General features: G+C 68.6%; 20 protein-coding genes. 13 read left to right on the top strand and 7 right to left on the bottom strand.

The window, feature by feature from the left end:
- Positions 1-7 precede the first annotated feature (7 nt).
- The 5 genes from RIB45_RS14445 to RIB45_RS14425 all read right to left on the bottom strand — a co-directional run bounded on the left by RIB45_RS14445 (position 8) and on the right by RIB45_RS14425 (position 6460).
- On the bottom strand, positions 8-1102 hold the full coding sequence (locus tag RIB45_RS14445; protein WP_350051083.1) for an ABC transporter transmembrane domain-containing protein: 1095 nt from the start codon (positions 1100-1102) through the stop codon (positions 8-10).
- A gap of 2 nt (positions 1103-1104) precedes the next feature.
- Positions 1105-1944, bottom strand: a complete 840-nt coding sequence (locus RIB45_RS14440) for a ferritin-like domain-containing protein (RefSeq protein ID WP_350051082.1) — start codon at positions 1942-1944, stop codon at positions 1105-1107.
- A gap of 102 nt (positions 1945-2046) precedes the next feature.
- Positions 2047-2655 carry a hypothetical protein gene (locus RIB45_RS14435; protein ID WP_350051081.1) on the bottom strand — a complete coding sequence of 203 codons (609 nt, stop codon included), beginning with the start codon at positions 2653-2655 and terminating at the stop codon, positions 2047-2049.
- Positions 2656-2851: 196 nt separating this feature from the next.
- Positions 2852-3313, bottom strand: coding sequence for a thioredoxin-dependent thiol peroxidase (gene bcp / locus RIB45_RS14430; RefSeq protein ID WP_350051080.1), 462 nt, complete (start codon positions 3311-3313; stop codon positions 2852-2854).
- A gap of 135 nt (positions 3314-3448) precedes the next feature.
- Positions 3449-6460 (bottom strand): bifunctional [glutamine synthetase] adenylyltransferase/[glutamine synthetase]-adenylyl-L-tyrosine phosphorylase, encoded by a 3012-nt coding sequence (locus RIB45_RS14425; protein ID WP_350051079.1) that lies wholly within the window; start codon positions 6458-6460, stop codon positions 3449-3451.
- A 164-nt stretch (positions 6461-6624) separates the two neighbouring features.
- Here RIB45_RS14425 and RIB45_RS14420 point away from each other — a divergent pair, with 164 nt between their 5' ends.
- Entirely contained in the window at positions 6625-10107 is a 3483-nt protein-coding gene (locus tag RIB45_RS14420) for an AsmA-like C-terminal domain-containing protein (protein ID WP_350051078.1), read from the top strand.
- A 13-nt stretch (positions 10108-10120) separates the two neighbouring features.
- Here RIB45_RS14420 and tyrS read toward each other — a convergent pair whose 3' ends face one another.
- Positions 10121-11383, bottom strand: a complete 1263-nt coding sequence (gene tyrS / locus RIB45_RS14415; protein ID WP_350051077.1) for a tyrosine--tRNA ligase — start codon at positions 11381-11383, stop codon at positions 10121-10123.
- A gap of 124 nt (positions 11384-11507) precedes the next feature.
- On the opposite strand from tyrS, the gene RIB45_RS14410 reads away from it, so the two are divergent.
- Both RIB45_RS14410 and RIB45_RS14405 read left to right on the top strand, forming a co-directional pair.
- Positions 11508-12623 (top strand): anhydro-N-acetylmuramic acid kinase, encoded by a 1116-nt coding sequence (locus RIB45_RS14410; RefSeq protein WP_350051076.1) that lies wholly within the window; start codon positions 11508-11510, stop codon positions 12621-12623.
- 86 nt (positions 12624-12709) lie between these two features.
- Complete coding sequence (locus RIB45_RS14405) at positions 12710-13129, top strand: hypothetical protein (protein ID WP_350051075.1); 420 nt, start codon at positions 12710-12712, stop codon at positions 13127-13129.
- A 32-nt stretch (positions 13130-13161) separates the two neighbouring features.
- Here RIB45_RS14405 and RIB45_RS14400 read toward each other — a convergent pair whose 3' ends face one another.
- Positions 13162-13830 carry an alpha/beta hydrolase gene (locus RIB45_RS14400; RefSeq protein WP_350051073.1) on the bottom strand — a complete coding sequence of 223 codons (669 nt, stop codon included), beginning with the start codon at positions 13828-13830 and terminating at the stop codon, positions 13162-13164.
- 352 nt (positions 13831-14182) lie between these two features.
- Between RIB45_RS14400 and cysE the strand changes: the two genes are divergently transcribed.
- From cysE to sufC, 10 genes are all read left to right on the top strand, one after another.
- A complete protein-coding gene (cysE, locus tag RIB45_RS14395) occupies positions 14183-14953 on the top strand; it encodes a serine O-acetyltransferase (protein ID WP_350051072.1) in 771 nt (256 codons plus the stop codon).
- A 214-nt stretch (positions 14954-15167) separates the two neighbouring features.
- Positions 15168-15647, top strand: a complete 480-nt coding sequence (locus tag RIB45_RS14390; RefSeq protein WP_350051071.1) for an Rrf2 family transcriptional regulator — start codon at positions 15168-15170, stop codon at positions 15645-15647.
- Between the two features lie 86 nt (positions 15648-15733).
- Entirely contained in the window at positions 15734-16843 is a 1110-nt protein-coding gene (locus tag RIB45_RS14385) for a cysteine desulfurase family protein (protein ID WP_350051070.1), read from the top strand.
- Positions 16844-16853: 10 nt separating this feature from the next.
- Complete coding sequence (locus RIB45_RS14380) at positions 16854-18059, top strand: cysteine desulfurase family protein (RefSeq protein WP_350051069.1); 1206 nt, start codon at positions 16854-16856, stop codon at positions 18057-18059.
- Positions 18060-18200: 141 nt separating this feature from the next.
- Positions 18201-18518: a ferredoxin family 2Fe-2S iron-sulfur cluster binding protein gene (locus tag RIB45_RS14375; protein WP_350051068.1), complete on the top strand. Its 318-nt coding sequence runs from the start codon at positions 18201-18203 to the stop codon at positions 18516-18518.
- 80 nt (positions 18519-18598) lie between these two features.
- Complete coding sequence (gdhA, locus tag RIB45_RS14370; protein WP_350051067.1) at positions 18599-19981, top strand: NADP-specific glutamate dehydrogenase; 1383 nt, start codon at positions 18599-18601, stop codon at positions 19979-19981.
- 11 nt (positions 19982-19992) lie between these two features.
- Positions 19993-20196: a hypothetical protein gene (locus tag RIB45_RS14365; protein ID WP_350051065.1), complete on the top strand. Its 204-nt coding sequence runs from the start codon at positions 19993-19995 to the stop codon at positions 20194-20196.
- 320 nt (positions 20197-20516) lie between these two features.
- A complete protein-coding gene (locus RIB45_RS14360) occupies positions 20517-20996 on the top strand; it encodes an SUF system Fe-S cluster assembly regulator (protein WP_350051064.1) in 480 nt (159 codons plus the stop codon).
- 33 nt (positions 20997-21029) lie between these two features.
- Positions 21030-22496, top strand: a complete 1467-nt coding sequence (gene sufB / locus RIB45_RS14355) for a Fe-S cluster assembly protein SufB (protein WP_350051063.1) — start codon at positions 21030-21032, stop codon at positions 22494-22496.
- A gap of 154 nt (positions 22497-22650) precedes the next feature.
- Entirely contained in the window at positions 22651-23403 is a 753-nt protein-coding gene (sufC, locus tag RIB45_RS14350) for a Fe-S cluster assembly ATPase SufC (RefSeq protein ID WP_350051062.1), read from the top strand.
- Positions 23404-23416: the final 13 nt, after the last annotated feature.

Below are 23416 nucleotides of genomic sequence, written 5' to 3'. Positions count from 1 at the left end.
CGAGGCTTTAGCCCGCGCCGCGCGCGCCGTCCACCGCGCCGTCATCCACCGCGCGGCGCAGGATGTCGTACTGCACCCGGCTCTGGCTCAGTTGGCGGTAGAAGTTGAGGAGTTCGCGCGCCGGATCGGCAACCTTCTCGAGGCCTGAGAGGAAGGCGACCAGCACGCCGACCTCGGTCTCGCCCTGGATCACGAACCAGCCGCCGACGAACAGCACGGAGAGCCGCCCCAACTCGCCCATCAGATTGTTGAAGGCCTTGAAGCCGAACTTGTAGAGAAAGATGCACAGCCGCGCCTTCATGACGTCCAGCGTCAGGATCTCGGGCCGGTCGGCGTGGCGGGCGCGCAGGCCGCCCGGGGCCATTCCGTCCTCCGCGGCGTCCGTCCCGGCCGTGACGTCGCCCAGCCGGCGCATCAGGGTCGTCTTGCGCTGGACGTGGCGGTTGATGCAGCGCTGCACCATCGGGGCCAGCGCCGCGGCCGGGATGTAGACGGCGAGCGAGGCGGCCGCCGTGCGCCAGTCGATGTAGAGCATGTAGCCGAGGACGGAGAGCATGATGCCCGCCTGCATCAGCGGCTGAGAGATCGCGTCGCCGGCGAAGGCGCCGACCTTTTCGGCCTCCGCGGCGATCAGCGAGACGGCGGAGCCTTCGTGCCCGGTCTTGTCCTCCTTTTTCGTGACGGGCGCGCTGCGGTGTTCGATCAGACCGGTGCGTTCCAGGATGTGCAGGCGCAGGTCGCGGGCGGTGCGTTCCGCGATCGCGCCGACCGCCATGTTGCGGGCGAACTTGGTCAGGCTGTGGGCGACCGCCGAAGCGAGATAGATCAGGCACAGCGTCACCAGCAGCTCGACGTTCGGGTCCCGGATAGCGCCGTCGACGATGCGGCGCTGCAATTCGAGCGGCGCCAAGCTCAGCGGAAAGACGAGCGCGGTCAGCAAGCACAGCAGCACCTGACGCCGGCGGCTTTCGCGCCAAACGAAGCGGTAAAGCGATGCGGGAAGCGCTCGCAGGCCCTCGCGCTCCCGCTCGGCGCGCGCGTCGGCCGCGCTATCGCCGGTCGGGGGAGGCGCGGACCCGGCCGAGCCGTCGGCCGGGGGCATGGCTAGTCTCCCGCGCGGCCGGGATCGGCGGGCGGCTCGGCGTCAGCGTAATAGGCGGCGGCCATGCCCGCGCGGCTGCGGCTGGTCTCATTGAAGGGCGGCTTCAGCCCGCCGCGGAACCGCTCGGCCACAATCGCGCGCCAGGTCGCCACGGGTTCGCGCCCGCGGCGTCGGCACAGATGTTCGAACCAGCGCCGACCGGCGGCGACGTGGCCGATCTCCTCGTCGTGGATCAGGTCGAGGACTTGGGCGCTTTCTTCGTCGCCCGCGGCGCGCAGCTTGTCGATCATGGAGGGCGTGACGTCGAGGCCCCGCGCCTCCAGCACCATCGGCACGACGGCGAGCCGGCAGAGCAGATCGTCCGCCGTGTCCATCGCCGCCTCCCAAAGGCCGTCATGGGCCGGCAGGTCGCCGTAACGCGCGCCGAGATCCTCTAGGCGTCGGTCCAGCAGCTGATAGTGCCGGGCCTCGTCGTCGCCCACCGTCACCCAATCGTCGAAGAACGCCTCCGGCATGCCGGAATCGGCGAACCGCGCGATCATGTCGAAGGCGAGGTCGATCGCGTTCAACTCGATATGAGCGATCGCGTGCAACAGCGCGACCCGACCGTCGCGGTTCGCATTTATCTTGCGCCGCGGCATCTTTGCGGGGTGCAGCAGCTCGGGCTTGCCGGGTCGGGCCGGCCGCGCGGGCGGCGCGACCGCGCCCAACCCCGCCACGTCGCGCCGCAGCCAGCGGGCGGCTGCGAAGCGCGCCGTCTCGGCCTTGCGGCGGGGATCGGCGGTGGTCAGCACGAGCGCCGCGAGGTCGCTCAGGCTCGCCTTACCGAAGGCTTGGTCCATCGTCTCGTTCCGTCCGGGGACGGGGGTCTCGCCACGCATGTCAGCTTTTCGCCGCGCGCCTTGTCGGCCGCAGCGCCTCTCCGGGCGACCGATCAGGGACGCTCAGCCCTCGTCCGTCGCCATCTCCGACAGGCCGTCGACCTCCAGCGCCTTCAAGTCGGCGCGCGTCAGGCCGGCGGCTTCCAACGTCTGATCGAAGGCGGCGGTCGCCTGCTCCAATCCGGCTTCGCCGAACCGCATCGCGACCTCGCCGTCGCCGTTGCGATCCAACCCGTCGATCAGGGCGCCCGTCATGCGCTGCATCTGCTCGGCCGTCGCCTTTGCGGTCTCAAGAGTCGGCGCCTGGGCGGCCTGCCGGGCCAGAATGGCCGCGTCGCGCCCGCGGGACGACACTGTGGTGAAGGCCGTCGCCAAATCCGCCGCGCCGCTGTCGATGGACCCGCCTGGAACGGCCGTCGCGCCGGCCCGATAGCTTTCCGCGGTCGCGTCGCGCGCGGCCCGGATCAGACCGTAGCCGAGGCCCGGCCCGTCCAGCCTCGGGACCGCGGCGGGGTTGAGGGCGTGCAGCACGTGGCCGAGATGCGTGCGCATCGCGCCGAGCGTCTCGGCCTCGAGCGCGAGCACCGCGTGCCGATCGGCGACCGCCGCCTCGCGCCGAAGCACGTCGAACAGCCCGTCAGCCTTCGGCCAATCCGGCCAGACGGCGGACAACGACGCCAGCGCCTGGGCGCCGCGCGGCGGCGGATCGACGACGCGCGGCGCCGAGTCCGATTGCGCGGCTGCAGGCGCCCCCGCAAGCGCCGTCGCAACCGCACAGGCTGCGGCCAGCGTCGAGCGCGGACTTATGGGACTTTGGGCGGGCTGATGTCTGATGACGGGTCTCCTCTTCGTCTGCGTGTTGCGCGGATCAGGCCGCGATCGCCTCGCGCACCGCGTCCACATGGCCGGGAACCTTCACCTTGCGCCAGACTTTCGCGATCTTGCCGTCCGGATCGATCAGGAACGTCGAACGTTCGATTCCCATGCTCTTCTTGCCGTACATGTTCTTCTCGACCCACACGCCGTAGGCCTCGCAAACCGAGCCGTCCTCGTCTGCGCCCAGCGGGAAGCCGAGATCGTATTTGGCCTTGAACTTGTCATGTTTGGCGACGCTGTCGCGGGAGACGCCGATCACCTTTGCGTTCAGCTTCTCGAACGCCGGCAGGGCCTCGTTGAAGCCGCAGGCCTCCTTGGTGCAGCCCGGCGTGTCGTCACGGGGATAGAAGTAAAGCACGACCCACTCGCCCTTCAGATCGGACAGCGAAATCCGGCCGCCGCCGTCGGTGGGCAAGGTGAAGTCCGGGGCCTTGTCGCCTTCTTGAACCGCCATTGTTTTCAGCCTCTTTTTTGGTGTCGCGTCGCCGTTCTGTCGCCGTAACGGCGTTGCATCGGAAATAGGAAGGCGGCGCGCGCCTGCAAGGGGCGCGCCGGCGGCGTCGGCCCCGGGCGCGGGGCCTGCCGCCGCTCACCCGTCTTCCTTGTCGGCGTCGACCGCGCCGGGATCGGCGACCAGCTCCTTGAAGCGCGCGGCGACCGCGTCGGCCGTGCGCGCCATCCGGTCCGTCAGATCCTCGAAGCTGTCGGCGCGCGCGATGCGCGTCAGCAGGCGCAGCTGGCCTTCCGGCGCCGCGTCGGCGTCGAAGGCGCCCTCCGCCGCGCTCAGCCGCAACGCGATCTGCAAGCGCCGCCAAAGGCCGAGGCCGGCCTGCAAGTCGTCGCGCGCCGCGCCGTCCAGCCATCCGGCCTCGCACAGGCGATCCAGCGCCTCGGCCGTGTTCGCTGAGAAGACGGGTTTGTCGCTTCCGCCGCTCAGCAACTGGAGGTACTGGGCGGCGAACTCCACGTCGACCAAGCCGCCGGCGCGATGTTTGACCTCCCAGGGCGTCCTCCCGGGAAACTCCTTTGCCAGGCGCCGGCGCATGGCGGCGACGTCGCGCACCAGCGTTTGCGGATCGCGCTCCTGGTCCAGGTTGGCGGCGATCGCCGCATCGATCCGCGCGCAGAGCTCGGGCGGGCCGACGGCCGCGCGCGCCCGGGTCAGCGCCATGTGCTCCCAGGTCCAGGCGTCGCCTCCCGGCTTGTCTGCGCGATCGCGGTAGTAGGCCTCGAAGGTGGCGAACTGCGTCGCGAGCGGTCCGGATTTCCCGTCGGGCCGCAGGCGGTTGTCGACCTCGAACAGCTTGCCTTCGCCCGTCTCGCTGTTGATCGCAGTGACCAGGCGCTGGCACAGCCGCAAATAATAGACCGCCGGACCGAGCGGCTTCTCGCCCTCGGATCCCTCCGCGTCGGGCGCGTGATCGTACACGAAGACGAGGTCGAGGTCCGAGCGCGGCATCAGCTCGCGCCCGCCGAACTTGCCCATCGCGACGATCGCCAGACCGCCCCCCGGCACCCGGCCGTGGCTCTGCGCGAATTCGGCCTCCACCGCCTGCAGCAGCGCGTCGAGCGATACTTCCGCGATCGCGCTCAGGTGCCGGGCGGCCGCGTCCGGGTCGGCGGCCCCGCGCAGCAATTGTACGCCGTTCTGAAACTTGCGGTCGTTCGCCCAGCGCCGCGTCAGGTCCAGCACGTCCTGGAAGTCGCGCGCCTGGGAAAGGGCGTCGTCGAGTTCGTCCTTCAGGGCGTCGGCGTCGTCCAGGGGATCGAAGAAGTCCGGCGAGAGGACCGCGTCCAAGAGGATCGGCTTGCGCGACAGCCATTCGGCCAGCCGCGGCGCGGTCCCCATGATCTCCGCCACGAGGTCGAGCAGCTGCGGATTGGCGTAGAACAGCGAAAAAAGCTGCACCCCCGCCGGCAGACCCGAAAGGAAGCTGTCGAACCGCCCGAACGCCTCGTCCGGATCGGCCGTGTCCGCGAGCGCCTTCAGCAACCGGGGCGTCAACTCCGTCAGGATTTGGCGCGAGCGCTCGCTGCGCGTCGCGCGATAACGGCCGTGGTGCCAGATGCGGATCCGCCCCGCAACGCGCGACGCCTCCCGAAACCCCATGTCGCTCAGCGTCTTCAGCGTGTCCGGATCGTCGTCCGTTCCGGTGAAGGAGAGGGCGCCGCCGGCCCCCAACGCCGGCGCCTCTTCAAACAGGCGGGCGTAATGCGCCTCGACCGTCTCCAAGGTCCGACGAATTTCGGTCTCGAAGGCCTCCCGGTCCGCGAAACCGAGGAAGGCTGCGAGGCTCGCGAGTTTCTCAGGGTCCTCGGGCAGGCGCTGGGTCTGCTCGTCGTTCACCATCTGCAGCCGGTGCTCCAGCATGCGCAGAAAGCGATAGCACCGGTCGAGATCAGCCGCCGTTTCAGGCTTCACATGGCCTTGCTCGGCCAGCGCCTGCAGCCCGTCCAACGTCCGGCGCGTCCGCAGTTCCGACTCGCGCCCTCCCCAGATCAATTGCTGGGTCTGAACGTAGAACTCGATCTCCCGTATGCCGCCTCGACCGATCTTGACGTCATGGCCCGCGACGGCGATCCGACCGCCGCCTCGATAGGCGTTGATCTGGCGCTTGATCGACTGGATGTCGCTGATCGCCGCGAAATCCAGATGTTTGCGCCAGACGAACGGGCGGATATGGCGCAGGAACTCCTCCCCCAACCGACGATCGCCGGCGACCGGGCGCGCCTTGATCATGGCCGCGCGCTCCCAGTTTTGGCCCAGGCTTTCGTAGTAGGTCTCCGCCGCCCGAACGGTGAGCGCCAAGGGCGTGGCGCTGGGATCGGGGCGCAGACGCAAATCGGTGCGGAAGACGTAGCCGTCCGCCGTGCGTTCGTCCATCACCCGCATCACCGTGCGCGCCGCGCGCACCATGTCCTGGCGCATGCGCTCGGGGTCGGGCAACGCCAGCCGCTCCGGCTCGTAGAGCAGAATGATGTCGATGTCGGAAGAGTAGTTGAGCTCGCGCGCGCCGAGCTTGCCCATCCCCAGCGCCACGAAACCGCAGCCCTCGCCCGTCGCCGCGTCGGGCGACAGGTCCTTCAGCGCCCGGTCGATCGCGCTGTCCAAGGCCGCGTCCGCAAGATCGCTCAGCCCTTCGGTCACCTCCATCAGCGTGAGCGCGCCGGCCGCGTCGCCCAAGGCCAGCGCCAGCGCGGCGCGTCGTTTGGCGACGCGCAGGCGGCGCATCAGTTGCGCCACGCTTTCCGAGGCGCGTTCGGCCGGCTCGCCGGGGCCCAGCGCGCCAGGCTTCGCCATGGCGAGCGCCTCGGCGAGGACCGGTTGCGGCCCCTCGACCGCGATGCGCGCCGTAATCGCCGGCTCGCGCGCGGCGAGGTGCGCCAGGTAAGGGCTCGCCGTCGACACGCCGGTTAACAGCTCGGCAAGCGGGCCGTCGGGCGCGGCCTCCAAGGCGTCGGCGGTGCGCCTGGCCGCCTGGTCGTCCTCGACGGCGCGCATCGCCTCGATCAGACGCAAACGGGCTGCGTCCGCCGACGCCGGGTCGAGCGTCCGCGGCTGCGGGGGCGGGTCGTCAGGCAATAAAGCGAAGTCACGCATGGCGGCGGCGGGTCTCTTGCTGGGGCGAATCCTGAGACGAAGCGGGACCCGCGACGACGCGAGCCTGTCAAAGCTGGGGGAAGCCGTTATGATGGTCAAGCCGAAGCCCGGCCCGCCGAGGCCGCACGCGCCCTCATCATCAGACGAGACAGCCGCCTTAGCCGATGACCTTCAACCCCCGCCGCCTGCTGCTCGAAATTGCGGCCTTTCTCGTCGTCGGGACGCTTCTCGCGGCCGGCGCAGCGGTTTGGAAACTGTCCAGCGGGCCGGTTTCGCTGACCTTCCTCACCTCCACGATCGAAGACGCCGTCAATTCGCCGGACGCGTCCTATCGGATCGCCCTCGGCGACACCCAAGCGACGTGGGGGGGATGGGAGCGGGCGATCGACCTGGTCGCCACCGACGTGACGATCGCAGACGCTCAGGGCGCTGAGATCTTGACCCTGCCGCGGGTGGCGATCGGCTTGTCGCTCGCCGATTTGGGCAAGGGAGTCGTGCGGCCGACCAGCATCGACCTCCTGGACGCCGAGCTTCTGCTGATCCGGCAGTCGGACGGCGCCTTGGCGATCGCCGTCGCCGAGGGTGCGGAGGCCGGGCCGGGCGAGCCCGATCAGGGGACGCCGCCGGCCCCGCCGTCCGTCGAAGGCGCATTGATCCCCGCCCCGATCCTGGACGAGTTGGCGACGCCGCCGGACGGCCTCGGCCCGATCGGCGAGTTGACCCGCTTGATCCTGACCAATGCGCGGATCTGGTTCGACGACCGACGCACGGGCGCCCTGTGGCGGGGACGCGAGATCAATGCGGTCGTCGTGCGCGACGCCGGCGGTTTGAGCGCCAATCTCTCCGGGGTGCTGCTGGCGGAGGGCGCGCGAACGACCCTGACCGCCGGCCTCGACCACAGCTATGACAGCGACCGTTTCGATCTGTCCGCGAGCTTGCGAGACGCCCCGCTGGCGGTGGTCGCACGCTTCGCGCCGGCGGCTGAAAGCTGGTTGCCGATGCGCCAGAAGGCGAACCTCGACGTCAGTCTCGGCGTGGACCGGGCCGGACGACCCCTGGTCGCGACGCTGCGCGCCGAGACGCCCTACCTCGCGGTGAGCGCGCGCGCCGACGCGCTTCCCGCCGAGGTCGGCGACGCCGGCGCCGGTCCGATTGAAGCGGCGGTCGAAATCGAACGGCTTGAGCCGGCGCGGCTCTCCGAGGTCGTCCAGGGTCTGGCCCCCTTGGGGGCGTTTCAGGCGTCGATCACCGGGGAGGGCTCGGTCGCCTACACGCCCGGCGACGGGCTGCGCCGCGCCGCGCTGACCCTGTCGGCGGGCGAAGGCGTCGTGGTCGCGCCTGCGGTCTATCCGAACGGCCTGGTGATCTACGGGGCGGAGGCCGACCTGGCCCTTGAGCGCGGCGACGCCGGCGAGGTCGCGATCGAGGTTCGCGGCGCGTCGGTGGATCTGGGCGGGCCTCGCGCGCACGTCACGGGGCGGGCGGCGCTGGATCCGACGGCGGGATTGTCCGCGAACGCCGACCTGCTGCTGACCGACTTGCCGATGCAGCAGCTGAACAGTTTTTGGCCGCCTGGACTGGCGATCGACGCGCGCGAGTGGGTCGTTCCGAACATCCCGCGCGCCGACGTCGATCAGGCGAGCTTGTCGATCGCCGCGTCGGCCCCGAGTGCGGGCGACGTCGACGCGGTGCTGGCCCTGTTCGATCAAGCCGAACCGCCCGTCACGATCGATCGACTGGGGGGCGAGATAGAGTTTCGCGGCGCCGAGGTCGACTACCTCAACCCCCTGACCCCGGCCGAGGGCGTCGTCGGCCGCGCGACCTACGATCAGGACCGCTTCGCCATCGATCTCTTCGCCGGACGCGTGCGCGATATCGAGATCGAAGGCGGCCGCATCGAAATCACCGGCTTGCAGGCGGACGATCAGGCGATCGACATCACGCTCGATCTCGATGCGCCGCTGCCGACGGCGCTTTCGCTCCTAAATACGCCGCCATTCGGGTTTGTCGACGAACTCGGTCTCGACGCCGCCGCGATCCAGGGGGGCTCGAAGACCAAGGCGCAGTTCGGCTTTCCGCTGGTCGACGATCTGGAGGGCGAGGACGTGCGCTTCGAGGCCGCGGCGCGGCTGTCGGAGGTCATCGTTCCCGAGCCGTCGCTCGATATCGTCGCCGCTGCGCCGACCTTGGAGCTTTACATCGACAACCGCGGTCTGGATGTCGCCGGTCCGGTGACGATTGACGGCGTGCGCACCGTCCTTTCTTGGCGGGAGAGTTTCGAGCGGTCCGAGCCCGTCGCGCGACGTCTGCAGCTGGAAGGGCGGCCGACGGCGGCGGAGCTGGGTAAATTCGGTCTGGAGGCGATCGAGATCCTCGACGGCCGCATGGCGGCGACGCTGGACTATCGTCAATTGCGGTCGGGCGAGCAGCGCTTTTCGGCCAGCGCGGATTTGACGGAGACGGCGATCGCTCTCGATTCGTTGGCCTGGTCCAAGGCGTCCGGCCGCTCGGGTCGTCTGGAGATGGAGGCGGTGCTGCCGGCCGAAGGAGACGTTCAAGTTCCCCTGATAAGGCTAGACGCCCAGGGGGAGGAGGGAGAGCTCTCCCTAGACGCCTCGCTCGCCGCCTTGCGCGATTTCTCCGGTCTGCGAAGCGTCCAATTGCGCCGCCTGGACATCGGCCCGCACAGCGTGCGCGGGACGCTGGCGCGCGGCGAGACAGGGGTCTATGCGATCCAACTCTCGGGTCCGTCGATCGATATTTCCGGGTTGCTGGGCGACGAAGAAGACGAGGGCGCCGACCCGCCGCATGAAGAGGCGGCGCAGGAGGCGCCCGGCCCCCCGATCGACCTTAGCGCGCGGTTCGACGCCGTGGTCGACGCGCGCGGCCGTCGCATTGAGGAGGTGGCGCTTGACGTGCGCCATGACGGCGAGCATCTGCGCCAGCTGCATCTCGACAGCCGCGTGCCCGACGGGGGCGGTGCGGTGCGCATCGATTTCGCGCCCGACGCGCAAGGCGTCCAGCGCCTGCGGGTGATGTCTGAAGACGCCGGCGCGGCGTTCTCCGCGCTCGACTGGACGGCGCGCATTCGCGGCGGATCGCTGCTGGTGGAGGGCGAGCGGCCGGATATCGACGGCCCCCTGTCGGGCCATATGACGGTGGAGAGCTTCACGCTCGAAGAGGCGCCGGTCCTGGCGAAGCTTTTAGAGTTCATGTCGCTCACCGGCATCCTCTCCTCGCTCACCCAGTCGGGCTTGGATTTTGATCGCGCGGAAGCGGATTTCAGCTATCTCGACGGCACGCTCAGCCTCAGCAACGCGCGCGCCTTCGGCGGCGCGCTCGGCATCACAACTCAAGGCGACGTCAATCTCGATCGCGATTTCCTGTCGCTCGAAGGGACCGTCGCGCCGATGTACTCGATCCAGCGGGTGTTCAGCGCAATCCCGATTCTCGGCGACATTCTGGGCGGCGGGGAGGGGCTTTTCGCCGCGACCTACGCCGTGGAAGGGCCGATCGAGGAGCCGAAGATCGCGGTCAATCCGCTTTCCGTGCTGGCGCCGGGCTTCCTGCGCGACCTGTTCGGCGCGCCCAGCCCTGGCGGCGCGGACGCCGGCGACGCCGTCCCGCAGCGCCAGCAGGGAAATTAGGCTCGGAGCAGGATCAGTTCGGCTCCACCAAGGCGTGGCGTTTCTTGCCGAGGGAAAGTTTGATCCCGCCGTCGGGCCGCAGATCCCCGGCCCCAAGCATGCGCGCGGGGTCCCCCACCTTCTCGTCGTTGACCCGGACCGCGCCGCCCTGAACCTGACGGCGCGCGTCGCCGTTGGATTTGCACAGGTCGGCCTCTACGAGCGCCTGGAGGAGGCCGAGCGTTCCGGCTTCCAACGCCGTCCGGTCGACCGCCACGCGCGGGAGGTTCTCGCCGACGCCGCCTTCTTCGAAGGTGCGCCGCGCCGTCTCGGCGGCGTCGAGCGCTGCCTGCTCGCCGTGGCAGAGCGCGGTCGCCTCGTGAGCCAGGATTTTCTTCGCCTCGTTGATTTCTGCGCCTTCGAGCGCTTCCAGCCGGGCGATTTCCGCCAACGGCAACTCCGTGAACAGCTTCAGGAAACGGCCGACGTCGGCGTCCTCCGTGTTGCGCCAGTACTGCCAATAGGCGTAGGGGCTGAGCTTGTCCGAATTGAGCCAGATCGCGCCCTCCGCGCTCTTGCCCATCTTGGCCCCGCTGGCGGTGGTCAGCAGCGGGGCGGTCAGGCCGAACAACTCCGCTTGGTCGACGCGCCGGCCCAGCTCCACGCCGTTGACGATGTTGCCCCACTGGTCGGAGCCGCCCATCTGCAATCGGACGCCCAGCCGGCGATTGAGCTCCAGAAAATCGTAGGCCTGCAGGATCATGTAGTTGAATTCGAGGAAGCTGAGCGGCTGCTCGCGGTCGAGCCGCAGGCGCACGCTGTCGAAGCTGAGCATCCGGTTGACCGAGAAATGACGGCCGTAGTCGCGCAGGAAGCTGATATAGTTGAGGTCGTCCAGCCAGTCGGCGTTGTTGACCATCAGCGCATCGGTCGGCCCCTCGCCGAAGCTGAGATACTTTTTGAAGACCTGCTTGATGCCGTCCATGTTGCGTTGGATGTCGGCGTCGGTCAGCAGTTGGCGCGCCGCGTCCTTGCCGCTGGGGTCGCCGATCTTGGTGGTGCCTCCGCCCATCAGGACGATCGGCTTGTGCCCCGTCTTCTGCAGCCAGCGCAGCATCATGATCGGCAACAACGACCCGGCGTGCAGCGAATCCGCGGTCGCGTCGAAGCCGATATAGGCGGCGATCGGGGCCGTGTCGCTCAGCGCGGCGTCCAACTCTTCCGGATGGGTGGCGTCCTGGAGGAAGCCGCGCGCGCTCAAGGTCGTCAGGAATTCGGATCGGAAGCTCGTGCTCATCGCTCGCTAATCGCCTAAGGTTGCCGCCGGACGGGATGGGGCCTTTAGCACGGCTTTTCCGGGGGCTCAACGCGGCCCTACCCGGCCGCGCGTCCGCGCGCAGGGGCCAATGAGGAGCAGCGTAATGGCGATGCGCCGCGCGATCGGCTTGATGAGCGGCACCTCGATGGACGGGGTCGACGCCGCTTTCGTGGAGACCGACGGGGAAGGAAGCGTGCACGCCGGCCCCGGCTTGTCGGCCCCCTATCCGGCCGCGCTGCGGCGCGACTTGCAGGCCTTGCTCGGCGCGCGGGAGGCGAGCGCGGCGAGCGAGGCCGCGGCCGCCGCCGTCACCGAGGCCCATATTGCGGCGGTCGAGGCCTTACTGGCCCGCATCGGCCGAGCGGCGGAGGCGATCGACGTCGTCGGCTTCCACGGGCAGACGATCTTCCATCAGCCGCCGCAGGCCGGGCGCCCCGGCTGGACCTGGCAATTGGGCGACGGCCAGGCGATGGCGGATCGGCTGGGGATCCCGGTCGTCTTCGATTTTCGCAGCGCCGACATGGCGGCGGGCGGGCAGGGGGCGCCGCTCGCGCCGGTCTATCATCGCGCGCTGGCGGCGGCGATCGACGCCTTCCCGGCGGCGTTCCTGAATGTCGGCGGGGTCTCGAACCTCACCTTCCTGGCGGACGTCGACTCCCCGCCGATCGGTTTCGACACCGGCCCCGGCAACGCGCCGATCGACGATCTGGTGCACCGGCGCACCGGCGCCGGTTTCGACGAGAACGGGAGGCTGGCGCGCGCGGGCCGGGTCGACGAGCGGGCGTTGGCCGCGATGCTCGAGCATCCCTATTTCGGCGCGCCTTATCCGAAGTCGCTTGACCGAAACGCCTTCGACGTCGGGTCGGTCGAGGCGCTGTCGACCGAGGATGCGGCCGCGACCCTCGTCGCCTTCGCCGCCGAAGCCGTCGCCCGCGGGGCCGCGCTGCTGCCCGATCGCCCGCGCGCCTGGTACGTCACCGGCGGCGGGCGGCGCAATCCGGCGATCATGGCGGCGCTGGAGGCGCGCCTGGGCGCGCCGGCGGCGCTGGTGGAGGCGATCGGAACCGACGGCGACCTCCTGGAGGCGCAGGCCTTCGGCTATATGGCTGTGCGCCGTCTAAGGGATCTGCCGATCAGCTTCCCGGAGACGACGGGCTGCGCCGCGCCGACCGTGGGCGGGCGCTTGGCGGCGCCGAGCGCGCCGCGAAACTCTTGGTGACGATCCGTTAACCATTGGCCTTTAGCCTTCAGGGTCGATCCGGCGTCCGCGGAGGAGGGCGCGCGTCGGCGACAGAGGGAATGAACATGGCGAAGGCCAAATCGGCGGTGAACGACGGCGGCTCGGCGGAGGTCCTGGCTCGGCAGGCGGAGGCGCTCCGCGGCGTGATCGCCGACACCGAGGACGCCGCTCAGCATCTGTTGAGCGTGACCGAGCGTGTGGACCGCGCCCTTGACCTGTTGCGCGGTCGCCCGGGCTTGCAGGACGGCGCCGCGGCCGATGCGTTGGATCAACTGAACGACAGCCTTGTCGTGCTGATCGAAGGCTGCAGCTTTCAGGACCTCACCGGTCAGCGGCTTGAGCGGGTCGCCCGGGTGCTTGAGGGCGTCTCGGCCGGCCGCGGCGGCGCGGCCGAGGACGATCCGTTCGGCGACGCGCTGCTGCATGGCCCGCAGACCAACGGCGCCGGCCTGGATCAGTCGGCGGTCGATTCACTGTTCGACTGAAAGCGGGGCGAGGGGGCGCGCGCCGCCGGCCCTCACCCCGTTTTGCGTTTTGCCTTGGTCCCGCCGCCGAGACGCTCGTCGACATAGGCGCCGACGCAGGCGCCCAGCGTCTCCACCTGGTTCGTGAAGAAATGGTTCGCGCCCGGGATCACCTCATGGCCGATGGTGATGCCTTTCTGCTGGCGCAGCTTGTCGACCAGCTTCGTCGCCTGCTCGGGCGGGTAGTGCTGATCCTGGTCGCCGTTGATGATCAGACCCGACGACGGACAGGGGGCGAGGAAGCTGAAATCCTCCTTCCCCGCGGGCGGCGCCACGGCGACGAAGCCGCTGATCTCCGGGCGGCGCATGAGCAACTGCATGGCGATCCAGGCGCCGAAGCTGAAGCCGGCGATCCAGCAGGCGCCGGCGTTTTCGTTGTAGGTCTGCAGCCAGTCGAGCGCAGAGGCGGCGTCGCTCAGCTCGCCCTCGCCGCGGGCGAATTCGCCTTGGCTGCGTCCGACGCCGCGGAAATTGAAGCGCAGGCACGAGAAGCCGCGCTTGGCGAAGGTGTGATACAGCTCGTACACGACTTTGTTGTTCATCGTTCCGCCGTGAACGGGATGCGGGTGCAAAAACAGCGCGATGGGGGCGTCGGGCGTCTTGCCGTGGGTGTAGCGCCCTTCGAGGCGCCCTTCCGGACCGTTGATGATGACTTCAGGCATGGGCTCCCTTTCGACGAGGGCCGGCGCATTTGTGACGCGCAGATCGGGCGCTCTCGGCAACGTGTTGAGTTACCTAGGATTTCCAAGCGGCCTGCTTGACGCTTTTCACCGCCTGCGTATATGTAGTCGACGTGAGCCTATTTTGGAACCTTGTCGAAGAGGGGCGTTTCGGCAAGCCGCGCGAGGTGAGAGGCGAGGCCGTCACCCAGGCGCGCACGAACGCGAAGAAACCGAGCGCGGAACGCGCGGATCCGATCGGGGGCGATCGGGCCGGCGCCGCCAGAGAGGACCGGAGCCGCCCGACGTAGCGCGTCGATGCGACGGGCCGTAGACCGGCGAAGGCAAGGATCCGATGTTCGACAGGTTGCGCGCCGAAATCGACGGCATGATCGCCCGCGATCCCGCCGCCCGTTCGCGGGTGGAGGTTGCGCTGTTTTATCCGGCTTTCCACGCGGTCATCGCGTACCGGCTCGCCCACAAGCTCTACAAGAAGGATTGGCATCTGGTCTCGCGCGGGATTTCGCAAATCGCCCGGTGGCTCACCGGAATCGAGATTCACCCCGGGGCCGCGATCGGCGAGCGGTTTTTCATCGATCACGGCATGGGCGTCGTAATCGGCGAGACGGCCGAGATCGGCGATGACGTGACGCTGTATCACGACGTCACGTTGGGCGGCGTCTCGCCGGCCGAGTCGTCGGACGAGCAACGCTGCCAGAAACGCCATCCCACCTTGCGGGACGGGGTGATCGTCGGGTCCGGCGCGCAAATTCTGGGACCGATCACGGTGGAGAAAGGCGCGCGCGTGGGGGCCAACGCCGTCGTCGTGAAAGACGTGCCCGAAGGCGCCACCGTCGCCGGAATTCCTGCCAAAGTCGTCATCAGCAAGGCCAATCGGAAGTCGGACGGCTTCGCTCCTTACGGCACGCCGCTCCAGGATCTTCCCGACCCCGCGGCCCGGGCCATCGAAGGGCTGATGCAACAGGTCTCCACCCTTGAAGCGCAGGTCAAGGCGCTGGAGGAGCGGTTGGCGGAAACCGGCGGGTCCCAAGCCGGCTCCCCCGGGGCGCCCTACGCCGACGCGGCCCCGGACCGAAGCCGCGGCTCGCCCGGCGCGCGCAGTTGAACCGATCCTGCCGCGGCTGCGTATATCCTTAAAGTCATAAGGCTTTACTCGCGTTCAAGATGCGCTATTTGAAGGCTGGCGCGATGTGACCGAGTTGGTCGCATCGAGTTGGCTACAAGGCGGAGGCGGTTCGGGTCGTCAGGGCCGATCGCCGAGGGGTGGGACCATAGGCGGCCGACGCGGCGTCGGCGCACGGCAGGGGTTCGGAGGATCGATGAAGCTCACGACTAAAGGCCGCTACGCGGTGATGGCCCTCGCGGATCTCGCCTCTCGGCATTCGACGCGGCCTGTGCCCCTGGCCGAAATCGCCGAACGCCAGGACATTTCGCTGTCCTATCTTGAGCAATTGTTCGCTCGCATGCGCCGCGCCGGCCTTGTTAAGAGCGTGCGCGGTCCCGGCGGCGGCTATCTCTTGGCGCGCGGCCACACCGAGATCCCGATCGCGGAGATCGTGCACGCCGTCGAGGATTCCGGCCAACGCGCCCATTGCGCGCCGAGCGATCCGCGCGCGTGTAGATGCGCGGCCGAAGGCGGCGTCAAGAGCGCGGCGAGCTGCACCACGCACGATCTGTGGCATGCGCTTGGGGATGAGATCGAAGCCTTCCTCACCCGCGTATCGCTGGCCGACGTTCTGAACGGCGCGCTCGCCCGTCACCGAAGTTTCAGCCAAGAGATGCTCGCCACGGGCGAGTGAGGGGCCGCCTCGCTCTTGCATCTCTCGCTGCGGCTTAGCATGGTCGGGGTCGAACGACGCGTCTCAGCCAAGCGAGGCCGCCCGCCATGAGCGCTCCGGTCTATCTCGATTACAACGCGACCGCTCCGTGCCGGCCGTGCGCCGCGGCGGCTGCGGCCCGGGCGCTGGAGTCCGGCGGCAATCCTTCATCCGTGCATTCGGCCGGACGCGGCGCGCGCGCAACGTTGGAATCGGCGCGCCGCGCCGTGGCGGCCCTGGCCGGCGCCGCCCCGGAGGCTGTGCTGTTTACGGCCGGCGCCACCGAAGCCGACAATCTCGCCCTTCGCGCGGTCGATGCCGAGCGGGTTCTGGTAAGCGCGGTCGAGCATGATGCGGTGCTGGCCGCGCGCGCCGATCGAGAGATCGCGCCCGTGGATGGGCAGGGGCGTCTGGATCTGGCGGCGCTGGAGCGGGCGCTGTCCTCCGGCGCAGGGGATACGCTCGTCTCCGTGATGGCGGTCAACAACGAGACCGGCGTCGTGCAGCCGATCGAGGACGTCGCAGCCCTCGTGCGGGCGGCCGGAGCGCGCCTGCACGTCGACGCCGCGCAAGCGGCGGGTCGCATGGAGCTGGCGCCGGTTTGGTCGGCGGCCGATTATCTCAGCCTCTCGGCTCACAAAATGGGCGGACCGCCCGGCGTCGGCGCCTTGCTGATCCGTGCAGGCGCGCCGTTCCAGCCTGAAAGTTTGGGCGGCGGGCAGGAGCGACGGCGTCGCGCGGGCACCGAGAACCTTCCCGGAATCGCGGGCTTCGGTGCGGCGGCGCAGGAGCTTGCGGAGGGATGGCGCGCGGAGGCGGCGCGCGTCGAAGCCCTGCGCGATCGTCTGGAGGCCGGCGTGCGCGCGTCGGCGCCGCAGGTCGTGATCGCCGGCGCGGATGCGCCGCGGGTCGGCAACACCAGCTGCATCGCCTTGCGCGGCCTCCCGGCCGAGAAGCAGGTGATGGCGCTTGATCTCGACGGGGTGGCGGTCAGCGCCGGGTCGGCCTGCTCCTCGGGCAAGGTGACGAAAAGCCATGTATTGAGCGCGATGGGCTGGCCGGACGATCTGGCCGGCGCGGCCATCCGCGTCAGTCTTGGCTGGGCGACGCGCGACGACGACGTCGACCGCTTTCTGGCGGCCTATGAAAAACTGGCGGCGAAGGCGAAGGCCGCCTAAATCTAGCCCTATGAGCATCCGCCGCGACCACGAGACCACCAACCGCCCGGCCCAGCCGATCTATCTCGATTATCAGGCGACGACGCCGACCGATCCGCGCGTCGTCGACGCCATGACGCCCTGGTTTTTCGAGCGCTTCGGGAATCCGCATTCGGCCGAACACAAATACGGCTGGGACGCAGCCGAGGCGGTGGATCAGGCGCGAGACGCCGTCGCGGCCGAAATCGGCGGCAAGGGCCGCGACATCCTGTTCACCAGCGGCGCGACCGAGAGCAACAATCTGGCGATCAAGGGGGCGGGCCGGCGCCGACGCGAGGCCGAGGGGCGCGACAAAATCGTCACCGTGGCGAGCGAGCACGCCTGCGTCTTGGAAAGCGCCGCGCGCTTGGAGCGCGAGGGCTTCGAGGTGGTGCGCCTGCCCATCGGGCGCGACGGGCTGGTCGATCTGGACGCCGTGGAAGAGGCGCTGGACGAGCGCACCGCGCTGATCTCCGTCATGGCGGTGAACAACGAGATCGGCGTGATCCAGCCGCTCGGCGAAATCGGCAAGCGCGCGCGGGCTGCTGGCGCTTGGTTTCATACCGACGCGGCGCAGGGGTTCGGCAAGATCCCGCTCGACGTCGACGAGATGGCGATCGACCTGATGAGCGTCTCCGGACACAAGATCTACGGACCCAAAGGCGTCGGTGCGCTCTACATGCGGCGCAAGAAGCCGAAGGTGCAGGTCGAAGCGTTGATGGACGGCGGCGGGCAGGAGAAGGGCGTTCGCTCCGGCACGCTGCCGACGCCGCTCGTGGTCGGGCTGGGCGCGGCGGCGCGGATCGCCGGCCGCGAGCGCGAGCGCGAGGCCGAGCGCCTGAAAGGCCTGCGCGATCGACTCCTGGAGCGGCTGGAGGCCGAGATCGACGGTCTCTTCCTCAACGGCTCGCGCGAGGCGCGCATCGCCGGCAACCTCAACGTCACCATCCCCGGTCTGGAGGGGCAGGAGTTGATGGCGGCGCTCGACGGGATCGCGGTCAGTTCGGGGTCCGCTTGCTCCTCCGGCGCGCCGGGTGCGAGCCACGTGCTGCAGGCCTTGGGACTGGAGGCCGGCAAGGTCGCGGCGTCGATCCGCTTGGGTCTCGGGCGCTTCACCACGCAGGAGGAGGTGGAGACCGCCTCCGACCGGTTGATTGAGACCGTCGGCCGGTTGCGCAGCCGGCGCGGCGCCGCCTGAGGGCGCGTCAATGACCCGATTCCCTTTGACAGCGCTGATCGCTTTGACCATGTAGAGCGCGCTTCGCGCCGCGCTTGGCCGCGCCGGAGGCGGGTTGAGGTCCCTGATCCAAAACGCGTGAAAGAAGAGAGGTCGAGTCCCATGCCGAAGATCACCTTCATCAATCGCGACGGCAGCGAAACCGAGGTCGAGGCGCAGACCGGCCTGTCGGTCATGGAGGTGGCGACCGCCAACGACATCGATATCGAGGCGGCGTGCGAGGGCTCGCTCGCTTGCGCGACCTGTCATCTGATCGTCGAGGATCAGGACTGGTACGACAAGCTCGACGCGCCGAGCGAGGATGAGGAGGACATGCTCGATCTCGCCTTCGGACTGACCAAGACCTCGCGGCTGTCCTGCCAGATCCGCGTGACCGACGCGCTCGACGGCGTCAGGTTCCGGGTGCCCGAAGACAGCTGAGGCGCAATCCCGGTCGGCGTTTGATCGCGCCGGCCGCCCGCCTACATGCCTTGGAGCCCGAAACGACGAGAGGCTCCATAATGACGAACCGACAGGCGACGGACCGACAGGCGACGGACCAATCGGCGCTCGACGCCTTCATGCGCGACATTGAGGCGCGCAGCCCCCACGAGGACGAATTCCACCAGGCTGTGCGCGAGGTCGCGCGGCGCGTCCTGCCGATGCTGGACGACAAGCCGATCTACCGCGACCTGAAGATCCTGGAGCGGATGACCGAGCCCGACCGGGTGATCTCCTTCCGCGTCGTCTGGCAGGACGACGACGGCGCGGTGCGGATGAACCGCGGCTATCGCGTGCAGTTCAACAACGCGATTGGGCCCTACAAGGGCGGGGTGCGCTTCCACCCGTCGGTCAATCTCTCGGTTCTGAAGTTTCTCGGCTTCGAACAGCAATTCAAGAACGCGCTGACCGGCCTGCCGATGGGCGGCGCCAAGGGCGGCGCGGATTTCGATCCGCGGGGCAAAAGCCATGCGGAGATCATGCGCTTCTGCCAGGCCTTCATGACCGAACTGCATCGCCATATCGGCCCGGAGGAGGACGTCCCGGCCGGCGACATCGGCGTCGGCGAGAAGGAGGTCGGCTACCTGTTCGGTCAGTACAAACGCATCACCAATCGTTTCGAGGGCTCGCTCACCGGCAAGGGGCTGGCCTTCGGCGGCTCCGAATACCGGATGGAGGCGACCGGCTGGGGCGTGATCTTCTTCCTCGCCCACATGCTGGCCGCGCAGGAGGAGGAGATCGCGGGCAAGCGCCTGGTGATCTCGGGGGCCGGCAACGTCGCGCTCCACGCGGCCGAACAGGCGATCCGCCAGGGCGCCAAGGTGCTGACCCTGAGCGATTCCGGCGGGCATCTGCGCGTCGAGGACGGGCTGGACGAGGAACGCCTAAAGCAGATCGCCGACGCCAAGGCGCACGGGCGCGCGCTTGCGGACGTCGCGGACGAGATCGACGGCGCGGCGCATCACGACGGCCCGCCCTGGGAGGTCGCCTGCGATGTCGCGGCCCCCTGCGCGACCGAGAACGAACTGCAGGACGCCGGCGCCAAGGCGCTGATCGACGGCGGCGCGCGCTTCGTCGTCGAGGGCGCGAACATGCCGACTGACGCCGCTGCGCTCAAGCGCCTGACTGACGCCGGAATCGTCTTCGGCCCGGGCAAGGCGGCGAACGCCGGCGGCGTCGCGCTCTCGGGGCTCGAGATGAGCCAGAATTCCGTGCGCCGCGCCTGGAGCGACGAGGCGCTGTGCGAGGCGCTCGAAGAGACGATGCGGCGCATCCATGATCTCTGCTACGATTGGGGCGAGGCGGCCGACGGCGAGGACGGCCCGGTCGACTATCTGACCGGGGCTGACCGCGCCGGCTTCCGCAAGCTGGCCGAGGCCATGCTGGCCTACGGCGTGATGTGAGGCGAAAATTCATGGCGCGTGCGCCCGGACAGAGCGGCCTCCCGCCGGGACGCGAGCCCGCCGCCATCGATCCGCAGGCGATCGAGCGCGCCTACGCCCGCGGCGCGCTGAAGAGCCGCCGGATGGAAGAGGCGCTGGAGCGCATCGCCCGCCAAATGGAGCGCGACCCCGAAAGCCTCGCCCGCGTGCTGCGGCGCTGGGTGCGGGAGGGGTAGGAGGCGGGGGCGGGCGGGGGGCGGATCCTCCGGCAGCATTTGCCGCCCCGGGCTCGTTTCGGGGGAACGGCGGTCCGCTCCGTCTGCGCCTGCTGCGTGTCGGCCCGGAACAGGTCCGGGCCGACGGGATGATGCGCCCGCCTTCGCCGGACGCGTCACCCGGGGCTCGAGCCGGCGATCTCGTCGACCGGGCGGCGATCTCGCGCCATTCTCGCTTGCCTTTCCGCCGTCGCTTGCTACATAGTGTGTGAAAGAGGACGAATTTGGTCCTGATTTGAGAACGCCTCGCAATTGAAGGCGTTAGCAGGCGAGAGGCCCGCATGTTCAAGCTGAGCCGGATGGCGGATTACGGGGTGGTGGTGCTGAGCCGCATGGCGCGCGAACCGGGCACGGTCGTGACCGCCGTCGAGCTCGCCGAGCGCACGAGCCTGCCGCAGCCGACCGTCGCGAAGACGCTCAAGCTGTTGAGCCGCGGCGGGCTGATCGTCTCGCACCGGGGCGCGCAGGGCGGGTACAGCCTGGAGCGCGCGCCGGCTGAGGTGACGGTCACCGAGATCATCACCGCGCTCGACGGGCCGGTCGCTCTGACGGCCTGCGTCGACGGCTCGGACGACAACTGCGCGGTGGAGAGCCTGTGCCCGATCAGCGGGCACTGGCAGCGGGTGAACGAGGCGGTCAAAGGCGCGCTCGATTCCGTAAGCCTCGCCGATCTCACGGCGGCGCAGACGGAAGCGGCGATCAATTTCGGCCGGAAGCGTGAGGAGGCCGAAGACGCGGCCCCCGCGCCGGCGGACGCGTAAACGAGTTCAGGCGCTAGCGAAGGGTAAGGGACGATGGCGGCGACGACTGAAACCATCGAGAAGGTCGAAAAGCTCGGCCAGAAGTACGCAGCCGGCTTCTCGACGGACATCGAAACAGACCGTCTGCCCAAGGGGGTGGACGAGGAGATCGTGCGCATGATCTCCGCCAAGAAGGGCGAGCCGCAGTGGCTCACCGACTGGCGCCTCAAGGCCTTCGCCATGTGGAAGGAGATGCCGGAGCCCGATTGGCAGAAGGTCGACGTGCCGCCGATCGACTACCAGGACATCTACTACTACGCTGCGCCGAAGCAGGAGAAGCTCGAGAGCCTCGACGATCTCGACCCCAAGATCCGCGAGACGTATGAGAAGCTCGGCATCCCGCTCAAGGAGCAGGAGGTGCTCGCCGGCGTCGAGGGCGCGCCCAAGGTCGCGGTCGACGCGGTCTTCGACAGCGTCTCGGTGGCGACCACCTACAAGAAGACGCTGGAGGAGCAGGGCATCGTCTTCTGCTCGATCTCGGAGGCGGTGCAGACCCATCCGGAGTTGGTGCGGAAGTATCTCGGCTCGGTCGTGCCCTATTCGGACAACAAGCACGCCTGCCTCAACTCCGCCGTCTTCACCGACGGCAGCTTTGTCTATATCCCGCCGGGCGTCACCTGCCCGATGGAGCTGTCGACCTATTTCCGCATCAACGCCGAGGAGACCGGTCAGTTCGAGCGCACGCTGATCATCGCCGACAAGGGCTCCTACGTCAGCTACCTGGAAGGCTGCACGGCGCCGCAGCGCGACACCAACCAGCTGCACGCCGCCGTCGTCGAGCTGATCGCGCTGGACGACGCGGAGATCAAATACTCGACCGTCCAGAACTGGTATCCCGGCGACGAGAACGGCAAGGGCGGCATTTACAACTTCGTCACCAAGCGCGGCGCCTGCCGGGGCAAGAACTCCAAGATCAGCTGGACGCAGGTCGAAACCGGCTCGGCGATCACCTGGAAGTATCCCAGCTGCATCCTGCAGGGCGACAATTCGGTGGGCGAGTTCTACTCGGTCGCCATCACCAACAACCGCCAGCAGGCCGACACCGGCACCAAGATGATCCATATCGGGAAGAACACCCGCTCGCGGATCATCTCAAAGGGCATCTCGGCCGGCCGGGCGGATCAGACCTATCGCGGGCTGGTGCGCGTGCTGCCCAAGGCGCAAGGCGCGCGCAACTTCACCCAGTGCGATTCGCTGCTGATCGGATCGACCTGCGGGGCGCACACGATCCCCTATATCGAGAGCCGCAACCGGTCCGCCAAGCTGGAGCATGAGGCGACGACGAGCCGCATCAGCGAAGATCAGCTGTTCTACTGCCTCTCGCGCGGCCTCGGCGAGGAGGAGGCGATCGCGCTGATCGTCAACGGCTTCTGCAAGGACGTGATGCAGACCTTGCCGATGGAGTTCGCGGTCGAGGCGCAGAAGCTGATCGGGATTTCGCTGGAAGGCAGCGTGGGCTGACGGAGCGACGGCGCCCACGCCTCCTTCGAGACGCGGCCTCAGAGCGGCTGCTCGGGATAAGGTCGCGGGGCGGGGACATGAACGAAACGCTCACCCAGAGGAGGCGCCAAGCGCCTTCTCACGAGGTGGGGTTGAGAAAGCAGAGACGGAAGACATGGCGCTACTGGAGATCAAGAACCTGCACGCGGAAGTCGGCGGCCAGGAGATTCTCAAAGGCATCGACCTCACCGTGAATCCGGGCGAGGTGCATGCGATCATGGGTCCCAACGGCTCCGGCAAATCGACGTTGAGCTATGCGCTGGCCGGTCGTGAGGGCTATGAGCCCACGCAGGGCGGCGTCCTCTTCGACGGCAAGGACCTGATGGAGATGGCCCCGGAAGAGCGCGCCTGCGAAGGGCTGTTCCTGGCTTTCCAATACCCGGTCGAACTGCCGGGCGTCGGCGGCACCACGTTTCTGAAGCACGCCCTCAACGCAAAGCGGAAGTATCACGGCGAGGACGAGCTGGACGCCATGGCCTTCGTCAAGCAACTGCGCGCCAAGGCGAAGGAGCTCAACATGTCCGACGAGATGTTGAAGCGCCCGGTCAATGTCGGCTTCTCCGGCGGCGAGAAGAAGCGCAACGAGACGCTGCAGATGGCGGTGCTGGAGCCGCGGCTCGCGATCCTGGACGAGACGGATTCAGGCCTCGACATCGACGCGCTGAAGATCGTCGCGGACGGCGTCAACAAGCTGCGCAGCCCGGAGCGCGCGTTCGTCGTCATCACCCATTACCAGCGCCTGCTGGATTACATCGTGCCGGATCACGTCCATGTGCTCTCGAAGGGGCGGATCGTGTCTTCGGGCGGCAAGGAGCTGGCGCTCGAACTGGAGAAGAACGGCTACGCCGACTTTGTCGACGCGGCCTGAGCCTGAGGGTATG

It is taken from the genome of Marivibrio sp. (assembly GCF_040218065.1).
In the GTDB taxonomy this organism is placed as follows: Bacteria; Pseudomonadota; Alphaproteobacteria; order UBA8366; family Aestuariispiraceae; genus Marivibrio.
This window is presented reverse-complemented; position numbering and strand designations above follow the sequence as displayed.